This window comes from Gelidibacter sp. (genome assembly GCF_035515035.1).
Taxonomy (GTDB): domain Bacteria; phylum Bacteroidota; class Bacteroidia; order Flavobacteriales; family Flavobacteriaceae; genus Gelidibacter.
The window spans coordinates 17,488-37,337 of sequence record NZ_DATJCA010000030.1 but is presented as its reverse complement, the minus strand read 5'-3'; the positions used below and the strand labels follow the sequence as shown (position 1 = coordinate 37,337).

Sequence of the window (19,850 nt, the reverse complement as noted above, 5' to 3'; positions counted from 1 at the left end):
TTAATAAATGACATAGGACATATTTACATATATATTTCTCCCTTGCCGTGGGATATTGTTCCAATCGGCGTAAGTTGAATAATTGGCATCTAAAATATTTTCTATTCCGTATTTCAAGATCACTTTATTCGTGTTGAGATTGAATTCATTTCCAAGGTTTATATTTAAAATCCCGTAGGCAGCGGTTTCATCCTCACCATAAAAATTGCTGTACCTACTTTGATTGGCATTGCCCTCCAGCTGTAGAGCAGCATTGAATTTGGCGGTTGAGTAATTAACTTCTGCCAAATAAGAAAAAGGCTTTATCAATGGCAAGTTCTCGCCATTGCTACCACGTCCATAATTATACCCCACAGTGCCGTTTATCGAAAATGACTCTGAAAACTTATAGGATGAATTCAAATAGGCATTAAAAATCTTGGCATTTGAAAGGGCGCTATAAACTTTTACCCCATCAGCACCGATAGTCATTGGACTCAAGCTTTTATCCATACTTCCAATGATATAATCCATGAGATAGAAATAGGAGGTTTCAAATCCTAAATGAAAATTATTCTCATGGTAATTTGCTTTAAAATTGGCTTCAATAGCTTTTTCATTTTTTAACGTCGGATTGCCGATATAATCGTAATTATCAAAACTATTGAAAAGGAAAAACCCGTAACCTTCGCTTACTGAAGGCGCTCTTTCACCGTAACCTGCTCCAAAAGACAGATCATAATGTTCTTTTTTAAATAGATAATTCGATGTAAAACTGGACAACACACGGTTCTTTGTTGCTCCAATTTCTGGATAGAATATTTGAAGACTTTCCAAGCCAGTTTCTTTCGCAATCTCATTTTGATGAAAACCGATTCTCAGAGCCGTTGAAAGCGATGTATGATCATTAAAATCATAAGTATCCTTTACATAAATTCCTGAATACAAAGTTCTAATATCTGGCCAGGTGTACATAAACATAGCAGCTTGGTTAGGATCATTGGGATACATGGTCATCTCTGCCAAAGAGCGGTTGTAATACCCATTGAGACTGACTTCAAGTGCGTGTTTGTTGACGTTCATAGACGCTTTACTATAAACCCCATACGTATCACTCCATCCAGGCATATCCATGCGAATAGGCACATCTGGGCGCTTGGAATCGTCCATAACATGGGTGATGGTGTTGAAATAGAGTTTAGACTCCAAAGACCGAATAAAGGTCGTATCATTCTCATATTTATGCGTGACTGAAGTGATCAGCGCTTCGGCAAGTAACACGTCCATGGTCAATGCTGGATAGCCAACATCTGTTGCCTTGTCATAAATAACAGCTGCTTCAAAAGTATGATGATCTGTTAATTTATAACCCGTTTGCAACGACATATTATATTTTTGAAATTGCGAATACAGCACTTCTTGATTCTTGCCAGCATCATAATTATCCGACTTACGATAAATCCCATCCGCATGAAGATAGAACTTATTCCCAGAATACTCCAGATCCAAACCACCGGTTTTATAATTGCCATTGGTTTCATAACCCAAATCGACACTTGTTCTTAATCCGGATTGGTGGAATTTTGAATTTTTCAATTGCAAATCGATACCACCTCCAATCGTATGTCCATTTTCTGATCCTGATTGGCCTGATCCAATACTTACCTTCCGTAAATTGGACACGTCAACATAAGAAGTAATGGGATCCATTTTATCGGTACACGCACCAAAAATCTGCATGCCATCAATAGTCACGTTCAAGCGTTCGCTATTCATATTGTTCATAGCGGGTTCCCAAGCGTAATTACCGCGTTTGATCATGGTAATCTTATTCGATTTTTCTAAATAATCGTCAATACTCGATAAGGTTTTTTCTTGTCGATAATTGCTCAATTTCCGTCGGCCCACCAAAGTAATTTCGTCTAATTTAGTGGTATCTTTTTTAGTGTCATGAGATTCTTGAGCGAAGATAAATCCGCCACAAAACACCCAAATCACAGCTGTTATAAGCTTTTTCATTGTCGTAGTGGGTATAAAAACTATCCTTTCTGTCAGAATGAGATTGCTCGAAAATTCAATTTGGTTTCGAATACGCTCAACCTGACAGAACGATGTGTTTAGATAGTTTTGTGAAATTTATAAAATAGAATGGGTTAAAATTCAAGTTCCAAGTAGAGGGAACTTTTCGGATGTGCTTCGGTGACACTTTCGCCTTTCAAGACCTCACCAGAAGCATTCAACAACTTCAGATTGAGCACCCAGTAACCTGTCATGGTGAGCGATAAATTACCTTCATAGGTTTTATCTGCGACATTATAGCTCAAATCGGTATTGTTGGGAGAACTGTGGTTTCCCATGCCTGGCATGCGCGGATCCAAGGTCATTTTATAATCTGCAACCACTGGAAAAGCCATCATGGTTTCCATTTTAAACAAACCAACCTTTAACTTATTGATACCAATCTTAGCTTTTTCTGGTCCCATCAACGCAAGAACATATCGTTGGTCATCGGCTCCCATAAAACTGGCCACGTTTTGATATTCACTTTGCATAACAGTAATTTCTGAATGGACAGAAAAATCAATGCCATCTATTGAATAATCAATTTTTAGAGACCATCCAGAACCATCGAGGTTAGCCATTTGACAAACGATAAATCCTTCAAAAAGCGTTTTCTTGCCCAGAGATTTAGTGATCTCCGACTTTGGAGAAGAATGTTTCATTGAAGGCATTTGCATCACAGGGATCCAAGATAAGGAAGCGTTCTCAACATAGTGGTTGGAAGCATTGTCCTTTATCCGGAGGCTTATGGCATTATAACCGGTTTCAAATTTACCGGAACTATTGTACAATTCAACAGTATGTGTGGTGTTGGTCAGGTCTTGGATTTTTTTGAGACCTTCAATTTCATTGAGTATGGTATCTGAATTATCGTCATCAGTTGAACATGACACTGTAAATAAAGCGATAACCAGGATTGGGAGGATATATTTTAGTTTCATTTTTTGAGTATTATAGTTTAAAACAGGTTTTGAAATCCCCTACTCGCTCGTTGAAACAAGCCAGAAAAGGGAAGGAAGAATTTATACCGAAAAAATTAACTAAAATTGGGTGGTGGCGTATCAATATCCTGATACTGAAGAATAATTGCTGGTGAGTAATCGAAGATTGTGTTCTTGGTAGTCACCAAGATTTCAGTTTGGCTTTCTGTGACCACTATATCGTACAAACAAAACGCGTCCAAAGACATGCGTCTCGTCTCTTGTGCTGGAAGATCGTTGTTGGAATCTGGTGTGCTTTCTACAATCTGTTTGGTCAATTGGCATTTCCCATTACAGCCTTGTTGATCGTCCTTTTGAATACACAGGTTTTTTGCAATGATGGCCTGATTTGCCAAAAAATCACCTATAATCACAAGGGTATTGATATTATGTGCAAATAATATAAACACCAAAACATAGGCTGTGATTTTATGTGCAATGGTCGCAATCATAGTGCAAATTTAAGTCTCAAATTTTGTATTTTATATGATAAGTATCACAATTTAATTCCGACATAAAAGACTTAAAAATCCTTTTTCTTGGCTTTCATGGTTATTCTCAGCACTGGTAAAATCACCCATAAGCTCAAAGCTGAAAAAGATACGATCAATCCGAAATTGGTTCCAAAAAACTGCCTGAATACGGCACCGGTATAGCCTAACAACGCAGAAATATCCAACTTAAGCAAGATGAGCGTACGCGAGAGATCTATCGGATTTAACAAGGTTCCAATCAAGGATAATTTATCCAAAGGATAATCTTCAAAAATAATCAAGGACATTAAGAAGATGCCATCATAGATAATGGCCAAAAACAACCACAGTAGAATGGCATAACCAAAACCTTTAATTCTATTTTCATTGGACAATGCAATGTTAAAGGCCAAAGCCGTAAAAATGAGGGTCAGAAACGTTCCTGTAATCAGCAATAAGGAAAAATCCCAAATGGCATTGGACATGAACAGGCCGTAGAAAACAAACGGAATCCCCAATCCTAAAATCAAGCTCATAGACAGCGAAATAGCCACTCCAAGATACTGACCCAAGAAAATGGACGATCGTTTTAAGGGCTGTGCCAATAATAATTCGGTAAACTCTTTTGAATTATAATAGTACATGACGCCAAAAATGGTCCCTATTAGAGGTACCAAAACAATAATGACATTCATCAAGGTGATGACCGCTTTGGAAAGATCATTGTTTAAAAATAACAACACCACACCCAGCAATAAGTAAAAGGCAAAATACACGTAACTCCAACGGCTACGCATTAAATCGTAAAAACTATATTTTAATATCTTAAACATGATTGTCAGTTAATATGGATGCGATGGCATGTTCGAAATCCGGTTGATTGGTTTTGTTTCTAAGTTCTGAAATCGTTCCTTTAAAGTAAATTTTACCCTCTAATAGGAATACAATTTCATCTGAAATTTCTTCAACAAAACTCATAATATGTGAGGTAATCAGAATGGTTTTACCTTTGGCTTTTTCTGCTTGGATTAATTTTTTCAAACGCAATAATGAAATGGGATCTAAACCTGAAGTTGGTTCGTCCAAGATCACCAAAGGACTATCAAACATAAAGGTCAATACCAAGTTTACCTTTTGTTTGGTGCCCCCAGAAAGGTTTCCTAATTTTTTATCTAAAAACGGTTCTAATTTAAACAGACTGATTAAGTCTTGATCCAAAGAGGTTTTACCACGTAGATCTTTAATCATTGTTATTAATTCCTTTACTTTTAAGTTATTTGGAAAATTAGCGATTTGAGGTAAATAATCTATTTTGTGTCGGTAATTAGAGCCACTTTTTATATTCTCTCCCAATACAGTGAACTCGCCTTTATTTGGAATAACCATGCCCAACAAACACTTGATCAAGGTTGTTTTTCCTGAGCCGTTTGGGCCTAAGACGGCAAATATTCCGCCTTCACCGATTTCCAAATTGAGGCCACTTAAAACCTCATTTTTTCCAAATTTTTTATATAAATCCTTAATTTTTATCATGGTCTATGCGTTTCATTCTTGGATTTTCATCCATCAAATCATCTGGGGTGAACACTGGAGAAACCTTTTCAGAGAAATCTATAAGATCAATAAATAGACTTCGCAATAGAATTATAGCTTCTGGGGTTCTATTCACTATATATGAGAAGAGCTTTACTGGGCGGTAGGGCACATCGCCAATGCCGTCCTTATCTAAATCGTAGCCGGTGTAATTACTCCAAAAATTATTATCAAATTTGTTATCATTGATTTTTCCATTATAGGAAATATCGAAGGAGTTATATAAAAAGTTGTTTTTAATAATTTCATTCTCGTAACAGGCACCTTTCACTCTTATGGCGTAACCATTGCTCGTGAAATCGTTGTTGGAATACACCAAACGGTTACTTCCTTCAACCGTTATTCCAACTGTATTTTCAATAAACACATTGTTTTTGAGGTTAACGTCGGTGACTTCCTTCAAAAGTAACCCGTAGGCCGCCGTTCCCCAGTTTTTTGTAATCACATTGTGCTCTACCTCCATAAACTTTGAAAACATCAAAGCTATTCCAGCACCATTGGTTTCAAACACGTTATTAATGACGTTATTATTATTACTGAACATAAAATGCAGGCCATAGCGCACATTGTTCTTACTGAAATTATCCGTGATGGCTATATTACTGGAGAAAAACATGACAATAATCATATTTAGGATATTTTTGTCCTCTTTATAAAAATAGTTTAAACTAAAGACCTCATTACCTAACATTTTAATGGAATTTTTATCATCCATCTATCAAAAAACGCATGGTACAATCGATAAGAATCACGCATAAAAAAATCCTTCAAGACATAATACGGTTGTCCTCAAGGAATTTTTTAAGGTGTTTTTCTCGAAATTCCGTTCAAAGAAATTACAATAAAAACAAAGATTAGTTATTTACAGTGTGGGTGAATAATTTAGGTTTGAATACAAACATGGCCCAAGCCCAATTTGTGGTATTGTTTCTGTTGCCGCCTTTTATAACTTCCATGGTTTCAGTGGCGAACATGTGGGAGTAGCCCACTTGAAACTCAATATTAGAAGCAATTTTATAACCGAATGAAAAATCTATTTCTGTGCCTAAGTAGTTGTCTTTTTTATTCCCCTGATTGTCTACCACATTTGCAGCAGATGAAAACAGATGCGGTATTAATTGTAGCGTTACTTTTTCCTTCTGATATTTTAGAGGCACACTGATGTCCAAGAGTCCCACAGAATTAATATGATTGCCCACATAGAAATAATCCATCCATCCGTTGAATTTATGATTGGTCCCAAACAACGGGTTAAAAGAGTTCAATTTGTCTGATGTCGCATCCATGTCGGTTCCTGAAAGCAATTCGGCACCCAGACCAAAAGCAAATTCTGCAGTGATTTGATACTGTAAGTTTCCCGCCAAATTATACGCACTTAAGTTGCGATCGGCAATTTTTCCAGTTTGGAAATAAACCGATGCATCGCCCTTCAAGTGTTTTCTTCCAAAGGATACAAAACCGCCCAGCGTTTGGTTGTAATCCACTTCTTGTTTTCCAGCTTGATCAAAGGTGAATCCTGTGTTGAGCGCCAAGAGACTTAAATTTAAATTATCAAAACTTGTATGGTACCAGGCATATTGGAATGCTTTGTAGTTATTGACATCATAATCGGTTTTAAACAGGGTTTCATCTTCTTCATTCAGAGCGAGACCAATATCCAATCGGTTTTTAGAATTAGGTTGGTAAGTGGCTATAAACGCATCGTGGCTTCTTCCCGCCTGTGCCCAATCTACATTTCCAAAAATTCGCGAATCATCATAAATGATTTCTTGACGTCCCATTTTAAATGAAAACTCCAAATCCAATTTAAATGATGCCCAGGCTTCATGGATGGCGGTGCCGTTGGCATCACTTGCCGATAAGGTGCTGACCTCTCCCCAAGTTCTTACATTTTGTAAAGAAATGTAAGCATTCAATTTTTCGCTGCCATAATTCAAATTAAGGCGGGAGCGTTGTGATACAAATGTTGCTGCATCGGCCGCATCAGGAACTAGGGTTTTAAAGCCATGTCTGTACTCAGCCCGTGGTCTTAACTGAAGATCGATGCCAAATTCCTGGGCAAAGAATGTCTGGCTCAATGTGACGAAGCACATTAAAAGGAGTAGTTTTTTCATGAGTTTTATTTATAAGAACCTATAGTGGTTTTGGCTTGTGCAATAAGAAGTTATTAGCCTATTTTATGGCGGCGACCGCTTTTTCTATGTTATGAACAGTGGCATCAGAATTGACTCCAAGACCTTCTTGTTGAAATACCATTTCGCCTTGATCATTAAAGACCGTGATGATATTTGAATGTGAAAAATCAATTGGTGAAATTTTCATATAATTAACCGCTACAACGGCAGCAAATTCACGGGTATTATCTTCTGATGATCGCAAAAACAGCCAAGGGTGTTTATCCATGACGTTTTCTTCAGCAAAGGCCTTTAAACGTTCCGGAGTATCTGTAACTGGATCAATACTCACCAATACCATTTTAACGTGTTCCTTTGTGCTTTTTGACAATCGCTCCTCAATATTCCGCATATCGGCCACCAATCTTGGACAGGCGGCTTTGCACGAGGTGTAAATCATAACCGTCACCAAAACATCCCCTTTGAGATCTTCAAATTGAAGGTCTTGGCCATTTTGATCGGTCCAGGTCGATTTCAGGTTGAAAATTGAAAGGTCTGAAATTTCATCTGAGTCTTTTTTAACGGTCTTGGAGCTTTCCACGGGGATTAAATCCATTTTACAAACCGGACAACTTCCAGGTTTATCGTACGTTTTATCACCTTCGCATTCCATTGGGCAGTAATAGGCAATGGCTTCTTCCGATGCTTTGGAACTATCATTTTTACAAGCAGTAAATCCTATAAAAAGGATACTGCAAAGTATAAAAAGTGTTTTTTTCATGTGTTATATGTATTGTTTTTCAAAAGTCACATGCTTTCCGCTAGTAATCATTTCCACGGGTAATGATAATTATAGCATGCTCGTTTCATAATCATTATGGGGTTTCAATATCCTTGGCACATCTAAATCCGAGATTCTTTATCGCGTAATTGGCCTTGATACTGCCTCTAAATGCGTAGCGCATAAACGCTGCGTAGTTCATTAAATCTGTAGCCCCCAAGGAGGCGCTTCCACAGAATAAATTGTTGTCCGTTTCCTGATCTTTTCTTGATTCACCCGAAAGCAAAACGGAATTGAAATCGGAGGTCCATTCCCAAACTAAGCCATGTAAATCATATACACCCCAATAATTTTTTGGGTTTTGACCAATATAATTTTCATTGGATCGCGGGGCTTCATACCAGGACAGAATTTTTTCATTGTAGGATTTTTTGATTCTGGCATCCTTAACCGTTTCATCTGCCATGGCCGCATATTCCCATTCGTCCATGGTTGGCAGGCGCTTGCCCATACAGTCGCAATAGGCTTTGGCTGCAAACCAACTGACATAAGTAACAGGACTATTTAATTTGGCGTCGTCATTAAGTTCAAAATCATTCTTCCAATTTCGCAAGTACATCCCATCCGCAAAGATCTTTTTTGCTTTAGATTTCTGCCATTCTGGATATTTCCTAACAAAATCCATATACTGTTCATTGGTCACCGGATACTTATCCAAATCAAAATCCTTAACCTCAACTACTGTGGAATCCCTTCCGTATAACGGAATGTAACGGGCGCCATTAATACGTGCCATATCCCCAGATTGCCCAAAACTATATATGTGGACAAAAATCAAAACAAAGGACAATCTGAAGAATTTGGTACGCATAATTTGTGTTTTTTAAATTTATTATTTCTGTTGTCAGTTGTCGGTTGTTAAAAAATCGCTTTCAACCTCTCCCGATCGGGATTCAACTTCAACTTCCTGCTCGACTCCGTCATTCAGACGGGCAATTTCAATGTCGACTACTTCTTTCTCTCTTTCACTTTTTTCACCATTTCAGGAGTTACCACGGTTTTATTATTGCCCCAGCTATTATACACATAGGTCATTACGTTGGCAACTTCTTCTTGTGAAATCATTTGGGCGGTCATGATACTGTTATACTTCTCACCATTGACCGTAATTTCTCCACTTAATCCGAAAAGAACCGCTTCAATAGCTCTGTCAACATCGGCATTTAGATAGTCTGATTTTGCCAAAGGAGGGAAGGCACCTGGGATCCCCTGTCCTTCTGCTTGGTGACAAGCGATACAGGTTTGTCCGTAAATCTGCTTTCCAAATTTCATTTGCTCCTCAAATGACTTTGCAGGAATATCGGATTCTTTAATCTCACTTGTTGTTGGCATTTTCTGGATTCCTGGACCTTCTGGAAGGTAAATATTATCCATAAGCTCTCCAGAATAGATTTTTTCATTTTCATCACCGGTTACATTCAACAGGCCTAAAGCACCTTTATTGAACGCTCTAAAAATAGAGTGGTCTACCAAAACGTAAGACCCCGGAACATCGACCTTAAATTCTATCATGGCTGCACCACCGGCAGGAATTAATGTTGTTTGGACATTCTCATTGACCAAGCTACCGCCTTCAACGGTTACCCGGTCAAATATTTCTCCAATAACGTGGAAAGACGACACTAATCCTGGTCCACCATTACCTACGAAAAGTCTTACGGTCTCCCCTACTTTGGCGGTTAATGCGCCATCGCCAGTCAATGCCCCTACTTTTCCGTTAAAGACCACATAATCCGCTTTTTCATCAACTGCCTTCTGCATGTCAAAAGGTTGTAAACCACGTTCGCCGTTAGGGCCCGCTGTATAGAAATCGCCCTGCATAACGTAATATTCTTTATCTACTGGAGGTAAGCCACCTTCCGGCTCTATTAAAATAAGACCATACATTCCGTTGGCAATATGCATCCCTACAGGAGCTGTAGCACAATGGTAAACGTACAAGCCAGGCGCCAATACCTTAAATGAAAACACTTTTTCGTGGCCGGGAGCAACAAAAGAAGACTCCGCACCCCCACCTGGACCGTTAACTGCATGTAGATCTATGTTGTGAGGTAGTTTGTTGTCTGGGTGGTTTTGCAAATGGAACTCGATTTCATCTCCTACTCGAGCTCTGATAAAACTTCCTGGAACTGAACCTCCAAACGTCCAGAATACATAACGTACCCCATTTGAAATTTCACCTTCGGCTTCAAGGATTTCCATTTTTACAATTAGTTTCTTTGCTTTACGATTACCTACAGGTTTTGGCACGTGGGGTGGTGCGGTCAATTCTGCAATCATCTCCAGACTGACTGGGATATCTTCAGCAGCAGTATACTTTTCTTTTTTCTCTTGGAAACAGCTAAATAAAAAAACTGTTGCGATGAGCACTGTGAATTTTAGTTTTGATTTCATATTGTGATTATAATTGGTTTACGGTTCAAAGTTATTGGTATTTAACCACACAAAATATGATTTTTATCATATCTCGGATATTATTGTCCTAATTAAAGACGTCATGTAACCAATAGCCTTAATGACTATTTGTTACATGACATAAGATATAAATTATTGTCTTAAATATCATAAATATTTCTCTATATTTTAAATGTCATTACCGGTAGATTGGCTCGATTTGCCAAATCCTCAGAAATACTTCCTTCAAAAAAATTTGCCAGTCCTTTTCTTCCATGGGTTGGCATGACGATCAAATCGGCACCAAAAAGATTCGAAAAATTCATAATCCCTTGTTGAATGGAATAATCTGATACATAATGAACCTTGTTTAAATTGTTCATATTCCCTTCGGCTTTCATTAAAAAATTGGCGACGTTTTGTTCCATCTCCGCGGTACTTTTAAAATTCTCACCCGGAACATTCACATATAATAAATGTACATTGGAATTTTCTCCCAATGTTTCTAAAACCCGTTTATAGACATCTACACTCTTTTCCGTAAAATCAGACGGAAAAATTACCGTTTCAAAAGTAAGATTATTCGGTTTTTGCTTGATTACCAAAACAGGAAGTTTGGAATGGCGCACTACTTTTTCAGTATTTGAACCTACAAAAACCTCTGTAAACCCGCTAACACCATGAGAACCCATGACAATCAAATCGGCATTGTGCTCTTCAGCAACTTCGCTGACTTCACTGAACACCTTGGAGTGTTTGACAATTGGGGTGACTTTAATGCCTTGCAGAAAATCTTTGCTTAAAAACTCATCAAACTTTTGCTGGGCAAGCTTTAAGAAAAACAACATTTTTGGCTTTGGTCCATCATTTGAAGCAGTCAATATCGCATCGGACATTTCTAACATATGTAATGCAAATATTTCAGCATTGTTTTTTTTCGCCAAAATAGCTGCGGCCTCGAGGGCATATTCAGAATACTTGGAGAAATCTATTGGAACAATTATCTTTTTCATGGGTAGGTGGTTTTTATAAAAATTTAAGTTAGTAATATTATATTAAAGTGACAAACGAAAATTACTGTCTACTTTTGATTTTAATCTTTACAATTTATACTGTCATTGAAAAAAGCTGTGTTTCAGGCTTTTTCCTTTTTAAATGCAAATCAAAGGCCATGCAAACGTTTCTAACGAATGGCCTACCCTTCTCAGTAATGGCCAATTGTGCTTCATTACGCAACAACAACCCATCCTGTTCCATTTCCTTCAAATTCTCTAAAATCTCAGGCAATTCTTCAAAATACAGATTTTCTGATGTCCATGAGGTCTCAAATTGACACATTAAATTAAGAATATGTTTTCTGACAATAAGATCTTCAGTGTTCAAGATATGACCTTTTACAATAGGAATAATGCCTTCCTCTACCAAATGGTAATAATCTTCAACGTTTTTTACATTTTGGGCAAACCCAAACCAACTATCGCTAATTGCCGACACGCCCAAGCCAATCATGGCTTTGGTTTTTGAAGCCGTATAGCCCATAAAATTACGATGGAGTTGATTTGTTATCATGGATTGATACAATGAATCTGATTCTAAGGCAAAATGGTCCATTCCAATTTCATGGTAACCGGCTTCAAAAAGTAAGGTCTTACCCAATTCATATTGCTGTCTTTTGGCGTCTCCAGATGGCAGGTTGCTTTCATTAAAACCACGTTGGCCATTGCCTTTTATCCATGGGACATGCGCATAACTGTAAAATGCAATCCGATCAGGTTGAAGCTGTTTTGTTTTTGCAATAGTTTCTTTGATGTGCTCTTCGGTTTGAAATGGCAATCCGAAAATAAGATCATGTCCAACCGAATCATAACCGATGGCTTTAGCCTGCTCAGTCACCCGTTTGACATTCTCAAAAGGCTGAATTCTATGGATTGCCTTTTGCACCGTTTCATTATAATCCTGAACTCCAAAACTGACACGTCTAAAGCCGAGGTCATAAAAAGTTTGTAAATGTTGTACTGTCGTATTATTGGGATGGCCTTCAAAGCTGAACTCATAATTGTCAGCCAAAGTGGCACGTCTTAAAATGGAGTTGATGAGCAAGCTCAAATGGGTAGGTGAGAAAAAGGTGGGTGTGCCACCTCCAAAGTGCATTTCCTTTATTTTGGGTTTTGAGGGCAACAGATCACAATAAAGGTCCCACTCTTTCACTAGGGCATTGATGTACGGTATTTCAACATTATGTTGCTTGGTAATCCGTTTGTGGCAGCCACAAAACGTACATAAACTTTCACAAAATGGGAGATGGATGTATAGACTCATCCCCTCCTCTACATTACTTTCCGCAAAAGACTTAAGAAGTGAATCCTTCCAAGCTTTCATAGAAAACGTGTCATCAACCCAATAAGGAACCGTCGGATAACTGGTATATCTTGGACCGGCAACATTGTATTTATCAATTAAAGACCTATTCATTTTCATTTCGATTATATCTGATCCAAAACTATTTTAATAACGCTATAAAAAATATGATATAAGTCATGAAATCTGGGCCGTTTAAATTATTTTTAGCAGGGACTAAGAATAGCAGCTATTTGAGATGAATGTTTTATTTTACATTCCCAATAGCCAAAAACACATAAATTAACTGTAACTTTAATCCTTCATTATTAACATTTAAACACTTAAAAACTATAACCATGAAACGAATATCACTGATACTCTTAGCAGTTTTTGCTTTGACCATGACAACTTCTTGCAAAAAGGATAAAAAGGAAACTAAGGTCGAGGACCAAGAACTATCTAAAGAAGTCCCGGTAAAAGAAGTCATAAAACTACAAGTGGCCTTGGAACCGAAAAGCGATAGTAAGGTGAAAGGAAATGCCGTTTTCACTGAAGAAGACGGTGCTGTCACTATGGTGGTGGTCCTTGACGGACTTACCGAAGGTGAACACGCCATCCACCTCCATGAAAAAGCCGATTGCTCAGCAGCCGATGGTACCTCTTCTGGAGGCCATTGGAATCCAACCAACCAACCTCACGGTAAATGGGGAAGTGCGGATGGCTACCACAAAGGCGATATTGGGAACCTTAAGGCCGATGCCAATGGAAACGCAACCATTACCATGACTACAGATGAATGGTGCATTGGATGTGGCGACGCCAATAAAGACATTATAGGAAAAGCCATCATCGTCCACGAGGGCATTGACGATTTCAAAACACAACCGACAGGTGATGCTGGCGGGCGCATAAGTTGTGGTGGTATCATTCAATAACACCCATAACATTTTTATCATACAAAAAGCCACTTTCAAAAGTGGCTTTTTTATTTTTTTATTTTAATCTTTTCCTAGCCTCACACTTAATAGGTTCATACAGGGGTAATCATTTACAATAGAGGGTTAGCCATCTCTTAAAGCAAGATACACAGTGGTGCTTCTCGATAAAGGCTCATTAAATCCATCTCCTAAAGATCATTAGAAGGTCGTGTTTTGTCTACTTTTGTCTGCTTTTGTCGGATCGATGTCGTTTTTAAGGAATTTCTCTCAGTTTCGTTCGACAATGGTTCGAGTGAGCTTCCTTTAAATTTGATTTTCTGGGAGGAATGTAAAAGAAAACCAAAACACAGGCAGATGCTGAGAGAAGAACCTATCAAAATACACAGGCTCTGATACCAAAAAGTAGAAAAAAAGGGGCTATGTAAGGTCCAAAAACCTCACAGCACTACACACATCATAAATGGTCCCAACGCATCTTATTCTGGTTTTGATTTAAACGGATCAAAACTAACTTTCTTTAAATGCTGTTCAATAGTATTTTGATCACGTGGATATTTTTATCCGTGTTCTCAGTAAAATAATATAAAGTGGGCGGTACCCATGATATTTTGAAATGGAAGACCATAGTTTAACCTTTTAAATTCTTTAAATTCGCATTTAACATTTGTAATGTGAGTGTTTGCAAAATGCGAAACGCCTCTCCCAATTAAACTAATTATGTTGAAAAGAATAGTTCTATACGGTCTTCTTTCTGTGCTGTTGTCAATAACGATGGCATCCTGTGGATCCAGTTCAAACATAGGAACGGCCTCTCCTACGGTCAATTCTAAAGCTTCGCTTAAAAAACCATATGTACTCTTAATTTCCCTGGATGGTTTTCGTTGGGATTATGTAGAAAAGTACAAGCCTAAGCATCTCAGTGATTTTAGTAAGCATGGCGTCAGTGCAGCTTCGTTGATCTCCACTTTTCCTTCCAAAACATTTCCCAATCATTATTCCATTGCCACCGGGATGTATCCCGATCATCATGGCATCTTGAGCAATTCTTTTTATAGCCATAAAAAGAACACGACCTATAACATCCGAAACCGACAAATTGTTAGTGATGGCGATTTTTACGGCGGTACGCCTATTTGGGTGCAAGCAGATAAACATGATATGGTCACGGCGAGTTATTTTTTTGTTGGCTCTGATGCCGAAATACAAGGTGTAAGACCAACCTATTCTAAAGATTATGACGGAAAAGTAAAAAATGAAACACGAATCTCACAGGTATTAGAGTGGTTGGCATTACCTGAAAAACAAAGGCCGCATTTGATAACCATGTATTTTTCTGATATGGACGATACCGGACATCGCTATGGGCCAAATAATGAAGCAGAATTGCAAAAAACACTCGCGCGTTTAGATGAGAATTTAGGCATCTTGCTCGATGGCGTGAAAGCGACCGGCTTACCAGTTAACATCATCATTGTATCCGACCATGGGATGGCAGCGGTTTCTACAGATCACCTCATCCCTATCGAAACAGTTCAAAACGATGGTTTGTTTCGTACGGTCGATAATGGCTCTATAGTCAATATCCATCCAAATGAGGGCGTTGAAACGGACGCCGTTTTTCGATATCTGAAAGAAAAAGAAAAGCATTTTAAAGTTTATAAAACTCAAGAGACTCCAGGGTTTGAATACACACCAAAAAGCAAGGATTGGGGCAGCATCCAACTCGTACCAGATTCCGGCTATTATTTTTCCAATGAAAAAAATATCGCGCTTTTGAACCAAAACAATATCAAAACCATTGGTGTGCATGGCTTTGACAGTACAAATAAAGATATGCATGGTATTTTTTACGCCAAGGGCCCCGCTTTTAAAACGGGATATAGAATACCTTCATTTCAGAACATTGATATTTATCCATTAATCTGCGACATTTTAGGATTGGAAATCCCTGATTCTGTGGATGGCAAACTATCCACGCTAAAAGGTGTTTTGAAATCGCCTAAAAAATAAATATATTATCGTTTGGAATCTATACATTTAAAACTATAAAAACATGAAAAAAGTAACGCCACCCAAAGTAACCACGCTGGCGGAAGGCCGTGTGTTGATCGCCAAACAAATGCAGGCCGATGCTGGACAACTATTGCCAGAACATCTTGCGAACCTAGAATCGATTGTTTTTGTACGAGAAGGCGAGTGTCTCTTTAAAATGAACAATGAAGAACACATTCTTAAACAAGGGGACACGATAATTGTACCCCCAGATGTCAGGCATCAAATAGAAGCCATTACCGATTTTAAAGGTGTTCATTTTATGCCAAAAGAGATCAAATTTACGTTCTTCAATTAATGTTGAGCGGTGTTTTAATATAATTTGAATAGACCCATGGACAACGTATATTTAAAAGCGCATGAGTCCTATATGCGATTGTGTATGGATCTGGCTAAAATTGCAAAACAACGCGGAGATAGTCCGGTGGGCGCCCTCATCGTGCAAAATGGAAAAATTATTGGGCAAGGGATTGAAGGCGGAAAAACGCAAAAAGACATCACGTTCCACGCGGAAATTGAAGCCATCCGAGATGCGACAAAACACATTGAAAAACAAGACCTTTCAGACTGCACCCTTTACACTACTCACGAACCTTGCATCATGTGTTCGTATGTGATCCGCCATATGAAAATTCCAATAGTTGTAACGGGAATAACCACTGGAGAAATTGGTGGATTCAGTTCTCATTTTCGCATCCTGTTGGATACTACAATTAAAAGATGGAGCGCCCCACCGACCATCGTAAAAGGTGTTTTGGAAAAGGAATGCTCTGCGCTGCATGACTGATTATTAGAGAACCCAGTTTTTTACGCCAATAAAGCATGGACATTTCTAAATAAAGTGATGAAACTTATTTCAGCTTTATAAACCGCTCCGTATGGGTATAGTTTGATGGATAAGCACCTACTTGCAAGGATAATGGCCGCAAGGAAAACTCGAAGTCGAGCGCTTCAATCATGCCGTCTTTCCCTAAATGGAATTGCATAAACTCTTCACGTTGGGCCGGATTTTTCCACACGGCTCTAAAGGTATCGTAATGCCAGTGCTCAAGTTTGGCTTCCAATCCGTCGGTATCCCAAAAATGTAATACCAAATCCTTATCCTGTTTTTTTACTTCTACTTTTCCGTAGCCAGCAGATTTATAGACCCCCATATAGGCATCCAAAGCTAAGCTAGGTTTTGTTTTTAGCACTTGAGCTTGATGGATTTTTTCACGTGCTTCCAACGCTCGGGCGTATGACCGTTTATAGCCTTGTAAATAACGCTCATTCCAATCTATATCACTATGCCCCAAATAGGCATCCATTACTTGATAAGCCACGGCATTCCCTAAACTATTGAAATTATTTCCGACGACGATAATCCCCAAATCCAACTCCGGCATGAGATACATAGCCGTATTGAAACCATCGGTTGCCCCGCCGTGGGTGAGTACTCGTTTTCCTTTATAATCGGTGATATTCCATCCAAAACCATAACTGCCCTGGGCTGCCATTGCATTTGCCTGTGGAACGACCATTTGCTGTTTGTGGATTTCGTTCATCTGCTTCTCACTGATGATGGTCTTTCCATTATACTCGCCAGAAACTCCCAATTGCATCAACATCCATTTGTTTAAGTCGTTTATTGATGCGTTTACCCCTCCAGCAGGTCCGGCATTGTCCCAATTTCTCCTTGAAATAGGCACTACTTTCCCCTCAATTTCTTGATGTGGATAGGCTTGATTTGCGTTAGCATTGATCTGAGTAATACTGGTGGACGAGGCATTCATATCAAGAGGCGCAAAAAGACGTTCATTTAAAAAGGCATCCCAGGTTCGTCCATCGGCATATTCAATGATTTGTCCGGCAATCGAATACATCACGTTGTTGTAAACAAAAGAAGAACGGAAAGGTTTTTCCAAGTTCATATATCGCATTTGGTACAGAACACTGTCGCGCGAACTCTTGGTCATAAACTGAAGCCTATTTCCTAAAATCCGTCCTAATCCCACGCGATGCGTCAAAACATCCCGAATAGTGATTTCCTGGGTTACCCAAGGATCTTTTAACTGAAACCACGGAATATGCTGGACAATTTTATCGTCCCAATTTATTTTTCCTTCATCCACCAAAATTGCCAATGCTGCCGCGGTCATGTTTTTACTGACCGACGCAATACTGAAAATAGTGTTGGCATCAACCTTCTCACCGCTTCCCAACCGTTTTTCTCCAAAACCTTTAGCATAGACCACTTCCCCATCTTTTACTATTCCCACTGCCATGCCGGGAATTTTCCAATCCTTTCTCCCAGATTCAATCCATGCATCAAGGTTCTCCGGGAGGGATTCTTGAGCGACAAGTGAGTTGATAAATAAACTTACAAAAACAAGCAGCGTAATTGAAAAACGCTTAAAATAATGTGTAGTCATGATCAATTGATTTTAGACAAATATACTTACAACTTTACACATGGGAATAACATCCATTAATATCCTAATTTAGTGTGGTGTTAGCCCCGATTGGACGTCATAACCTAACCGAGGGCAATAATCCTTGGTAGCCCTGAAGGGCCGAGATACCATCAGCCAATGTCACAGGATGAATTCCGCGTGTACATGGTGAGTAATGAGATAGAGTTTGATGAGCGCTAGGTTTGGGATTAGAATTCGGAGTGATATTGATCATTGCAAATATATCGTAGAATATATGTCGTCCTTTTCAGGGCTTTGAGACTGATGGTTATTGATTCTCAATATATCGCCAATAAACCCAAATTAATTCTCCAATTTATAAAACCGGGTCGGTCGGTATTTATTGGAGATTTGCATCTCATTTTTGAGAGTACCTTGGCGGTCTAACGAATACACCCCGTTAAAATTGGGCGCAATGGCATTTGGAACCACCATAAAAAGCCGGTCGTCCACAATATTGAATACGTTCATGCGCGATGCAGGATTGGAGGTTGGCACGGCCAATTTTGTGTAGTTTTCGGGGGCATTGGTGTCAAATTCGTAATACGAAAGTTTTAAGCCATTCCGGGTTTCGACCTCCTCACTGGAGTCAAATAAATAGGGGGCTTCAGAAATGTGTAAATACAATTTGTTATTATAGGACATAATAGACTGGGCAATCCTTCCCTCTCCAAATAACGATTCAATATCAATTTCCCAATTGGTATCAAATTCTGTTTCCCCAGCTTTAATTCTAAATACTTTTGAAGGGTTGTGCTTATTAAACTGATTCCAGCCCCAAGAACAGAAGTAAAGATTTCCTGCCTCATCCTTCGTGGTAGGATTATTTTCGGAAACAAAAAATCCGACCGTTTTAACCCCGTGATATTGGATGATCTTTTCAAAACTAAACGTCGGGATATCAATCACCGCCAAATAGAAATTCTCTTCATCTTCCGAAATCAGGTTAAAACTGGCTTCTTCCAAAAAGACAATGCTCACAAAGAGTTTATCCTCTTTAAAATCTAAAACCAAAGATCCCGTTCTCACCAAATTATTTCCATACTCATCCTCAAATTTAACCTCTGGGCGAAACGCCTTGATAAAAGGACGCAAATCCAATGCCTCGGCCAATTGCATGGTTAAGGGATTAAAGGCCTGAATGGTCTGGCCGCCACTATCCTCATTATAATAAAAACCAAGGTGATCATTTACCAAAGCCAACTTACGCGACGGGAAGAGATTGCCTTTTCCAATATATAATTCGCTGTCAATAAATACTTGATCTGAAGTGTTCAGGGTGAGTCGGAAAAGTCCGGGTGTGGACGAATAGCCTCTTTTATCCTTAGCCATGCTAAAGATAAAATTCTTAAACGAATGATGCCCTGATGATGTGGAAGGATCTGAATTTATAAATGTTTTGTTGTCCTGAATCAAATCATAAGGGGTGCCTGCTTCTAACCTTTCCAAATTAAAACTAAAAAATCGGGTAATATCGGCGGTGGAAGCATCTTCAGTGGCTAGCACATAATTAAAAGAGGAATATTCCGTCTTCGGATTTTTATTCTCATCGTCTAGGTTTTTAACTTCACAGGAAATCAGCCCTAACAAGAGTACACCAATCAAGACTTTATATATAAAATGGAACTTCAT

At 38.7% G+C, this 19,850-nt stretch carries 18 protein-coding genes; 4 read left to right on the top strand and 14 right to left on the bottom strand.

Annotated elements, in window-relative coordinates; genetic code table 11:
- The 12 genes from VLZ86_RS02615 to hemN all read right to left on the bottom strand — a co-directional run bounded on the left by VLZ86_RS02615 (position 1) and on the right by hemN (position 12,907).
- Positions 1-1,998, bottom strand: a complete 1,998-nt coding sequence (locus tag VLZ86_RS02615) for a TonB-dependent receptor plug domain-containing protein (protein ID WP_325448430.1) — start codon at positions 1,996-1,998, stop codon at positions 1-3.
- Between the two features lie 134 nt (positions 1,999-2,132).
- Entirely contained in the window at positions 2,133-2,981 is an 849-nt protein-coding gene (locus VLZ86_RS02610; RefSeq protein ID WP_325448428.1) for a hypothetical protein, read from the bottom strand.
- Between the two features lie 95 nt (positions 2,982-3,076).
- Positions 3,077-3,472, bottom strand: coding sequence for a hypothetical protein (locus tag VLZ86_RS02605; RefSeq protein WP_325448426.1), 396 nt, complete (start codon positions 3,470-3,472; stop codon positions 3,077-3,079).
- Between the two features lie 71 nt (positions 3,473-3,543).
- Positions 3,544-4,326: an ABC transporter permease gene (locus VLZ86_RS02600; protein WP_325448424.1), complete on the bottom strand. Its 783-nt coding sequence runs from the start codon at positions 4,324-4,326 to the stop codon at positions 3,544-3,546.
- A complete protein-coding gene (locus tag VLZ86_RS02595; RefSeq protein WP_325448422.1) occupies positions 4,319-5,026 on the bottom strand; it encodes an ABC transporter ATP-binding protein in 708 nt (235 codons plus the stop codon). Before VLZ86_RS02595 ends, VLZ86_RS02600 begins: the two co-directional genes overlap by 8 nt.
- A complete protein-coding gene (locus tag VLZ86_RS02590; protein WP_414652535.1) occupies positions 5,013-5,777 on the bottom strand; it encodes a NosD domain-containing protein in 765 nt (254 codons plus the stop codon). Before VLZ86_RS02590 ends, VLZ86_RS02595 begins: the two co-directional genes overlap by 14 nt.
- A 163-nt stretch (positions 5,778-5,940) precedes the next feature.
- Positions 5,941-7,200, bottom strand: coding sequence for an alginate export family protein (locus VLZ86_RS02585; protein WP_325448420.1), 1,260 nt, complete (start codon positions 7,198-7,200; stop codon positions 5,941-5,943).
- A 58-nt stretch (positions 7,201-7,258) separates the two neighbouring features.
- Positions 7,259-7,981, bottom strand: coding sequence for an SCO family protein (locus VLZ86_RS02580; protein WP_325448418.1), 723 nt, complete (start codon positions 7,979-7,981; stop codon positions 7,259-7,261).
- A gap of 94 nt (positions 7,982-8,075) precedes the next feature.
- Positions 8,076-8,852 carry a formylglycine-generating enzyme family protein gene (locus VLZ86_RS02575; protein ID WP_325448416.1) on the bottom strand — a complete coding sequence of 259 codons (777 nt, stop codon included), beginning with the start codon at positions 8,850-8,852 and terminating at the stop codon, positions 8,076-8,078.
- Between the two features lie 137 nt (positions 8,853-8,989).
- Positions 8,990-10,435: a copper-containing nitrite reductase gene (gene nirK / locus VLZ86_RS02570; RefSeq protein ID WP_325448414.1), complete on the bottom strand. Its 1,446-nt coding sequence runs from the start codon at positions 10,433-10,435 to the stop codon at positions 8,990-8,992.
- A gap of 182 nt (positions 10,436-10,617) precedes the next feature.
- Positions 10,618-11,448, bottom strand: a complete 831-nt coding sequence (locus VLZ86_RS02565) for a universal stress protein (RefSeq protein ID WP_325448412.1) — start codon at positions 11,446-11,448, stop codon at positions 10,618-10,620.
- A gap of 94 nt (positions 11,449-11,542) precedes the next feature.
- Positions 11,543-12,907, bottom strand: coding sequence for an oxygen-independent coproporphyrinogen III oxidase (gene hemN / locus VLZ86_RS02560; protein WP_325448410.1), 1,365 nt, complete (start codon positions 12,905-12,907; stop codon positions 11,543-11,545).
- A 224-nt stretch (positions 12,908-13,131) separates the two neighbouring features.
- Between hemN and VLZ86_RS02555 the strand changes: the two genes are divergently transcribed.
- The 4 genes from VLZ86_RS02555 (at position 13,132) to VLZ86_RS02540 (ending at position 16,552) form a co-directional block, all read left to right on the top strand.
- On the top strand, positions 13,132-13,710 hold the full coding sequence (locus VLZ86_RS02555) for a superoxide dismutase family protein (RefSeq protein WP_325448408.1): 579 nt from the start codon (positions 13,132-13,134) through the stop codon (positions 13,708-13,710).
- 720 nt (positions 13,711-14,430) lie between these two features.
- Positions 14,431-15,723: an alkaline phosphatase family protein gene (locus VLZ86_RS02550; protein WP_325448406.1), complete on the top strand. Its 1,293-nt coding sequence runs from the start codon at positions 14,431-14,433 to the stop codon at positions 15,721-15,723.
- Positions 15,724-15,766: 43 nt separating this feature from the next.
- Positions 15,767-16,063 (top strand): cupin domain-containing protein, encoded by a 297-nt coding sequence (locus tag VLZ86_RS02545; protein WP_325448404.1) that lies wholly within the window; start codon positions 15,767-15,769, stop codon positions 16,061-16,063.
- A 36-nt stretch (positions 16,064-16,099) separates the two neighbouring features.
- The gene (locus VLZ86_RS02540; protein WP_325448402.1) at positions 16,100-16,552 is read left to right on the top strand and encodes a nucleoside deaminase; all 453 of its coding nucleotides are present in this window, start codon (positions 16,100-16,102) and stop codon (positions 16,550-16,552) included.
- A gap of 64 nt (positions 16,553-16,616) precedes the next feature.
- Here the strand turns inward: VLZ86_RS02540 and VLZ86_RS02535 are convergent, their stop codons facing one another.
- Positions 16,617-18,176: a serine hydrolase gene (locus VLZ86_RS02535; RefSeq protein WP_325448400.1), complete on the bottom strand. Its 1,560-nt coding sequence runs from the start codon at positions 18,174-18,176 to the stop codon at positions 16,617-16,619.
- 345 nt (positions 18,177-18,521) lie between these two features.
- Entirely contained in the window at positions 18,522-19,850 is a 1,329-nt protein-coding gene (locus VLZ86_RS02530; RefSeq protein WP_325448398.1) for a hypothetical protein, read from the bottom strand.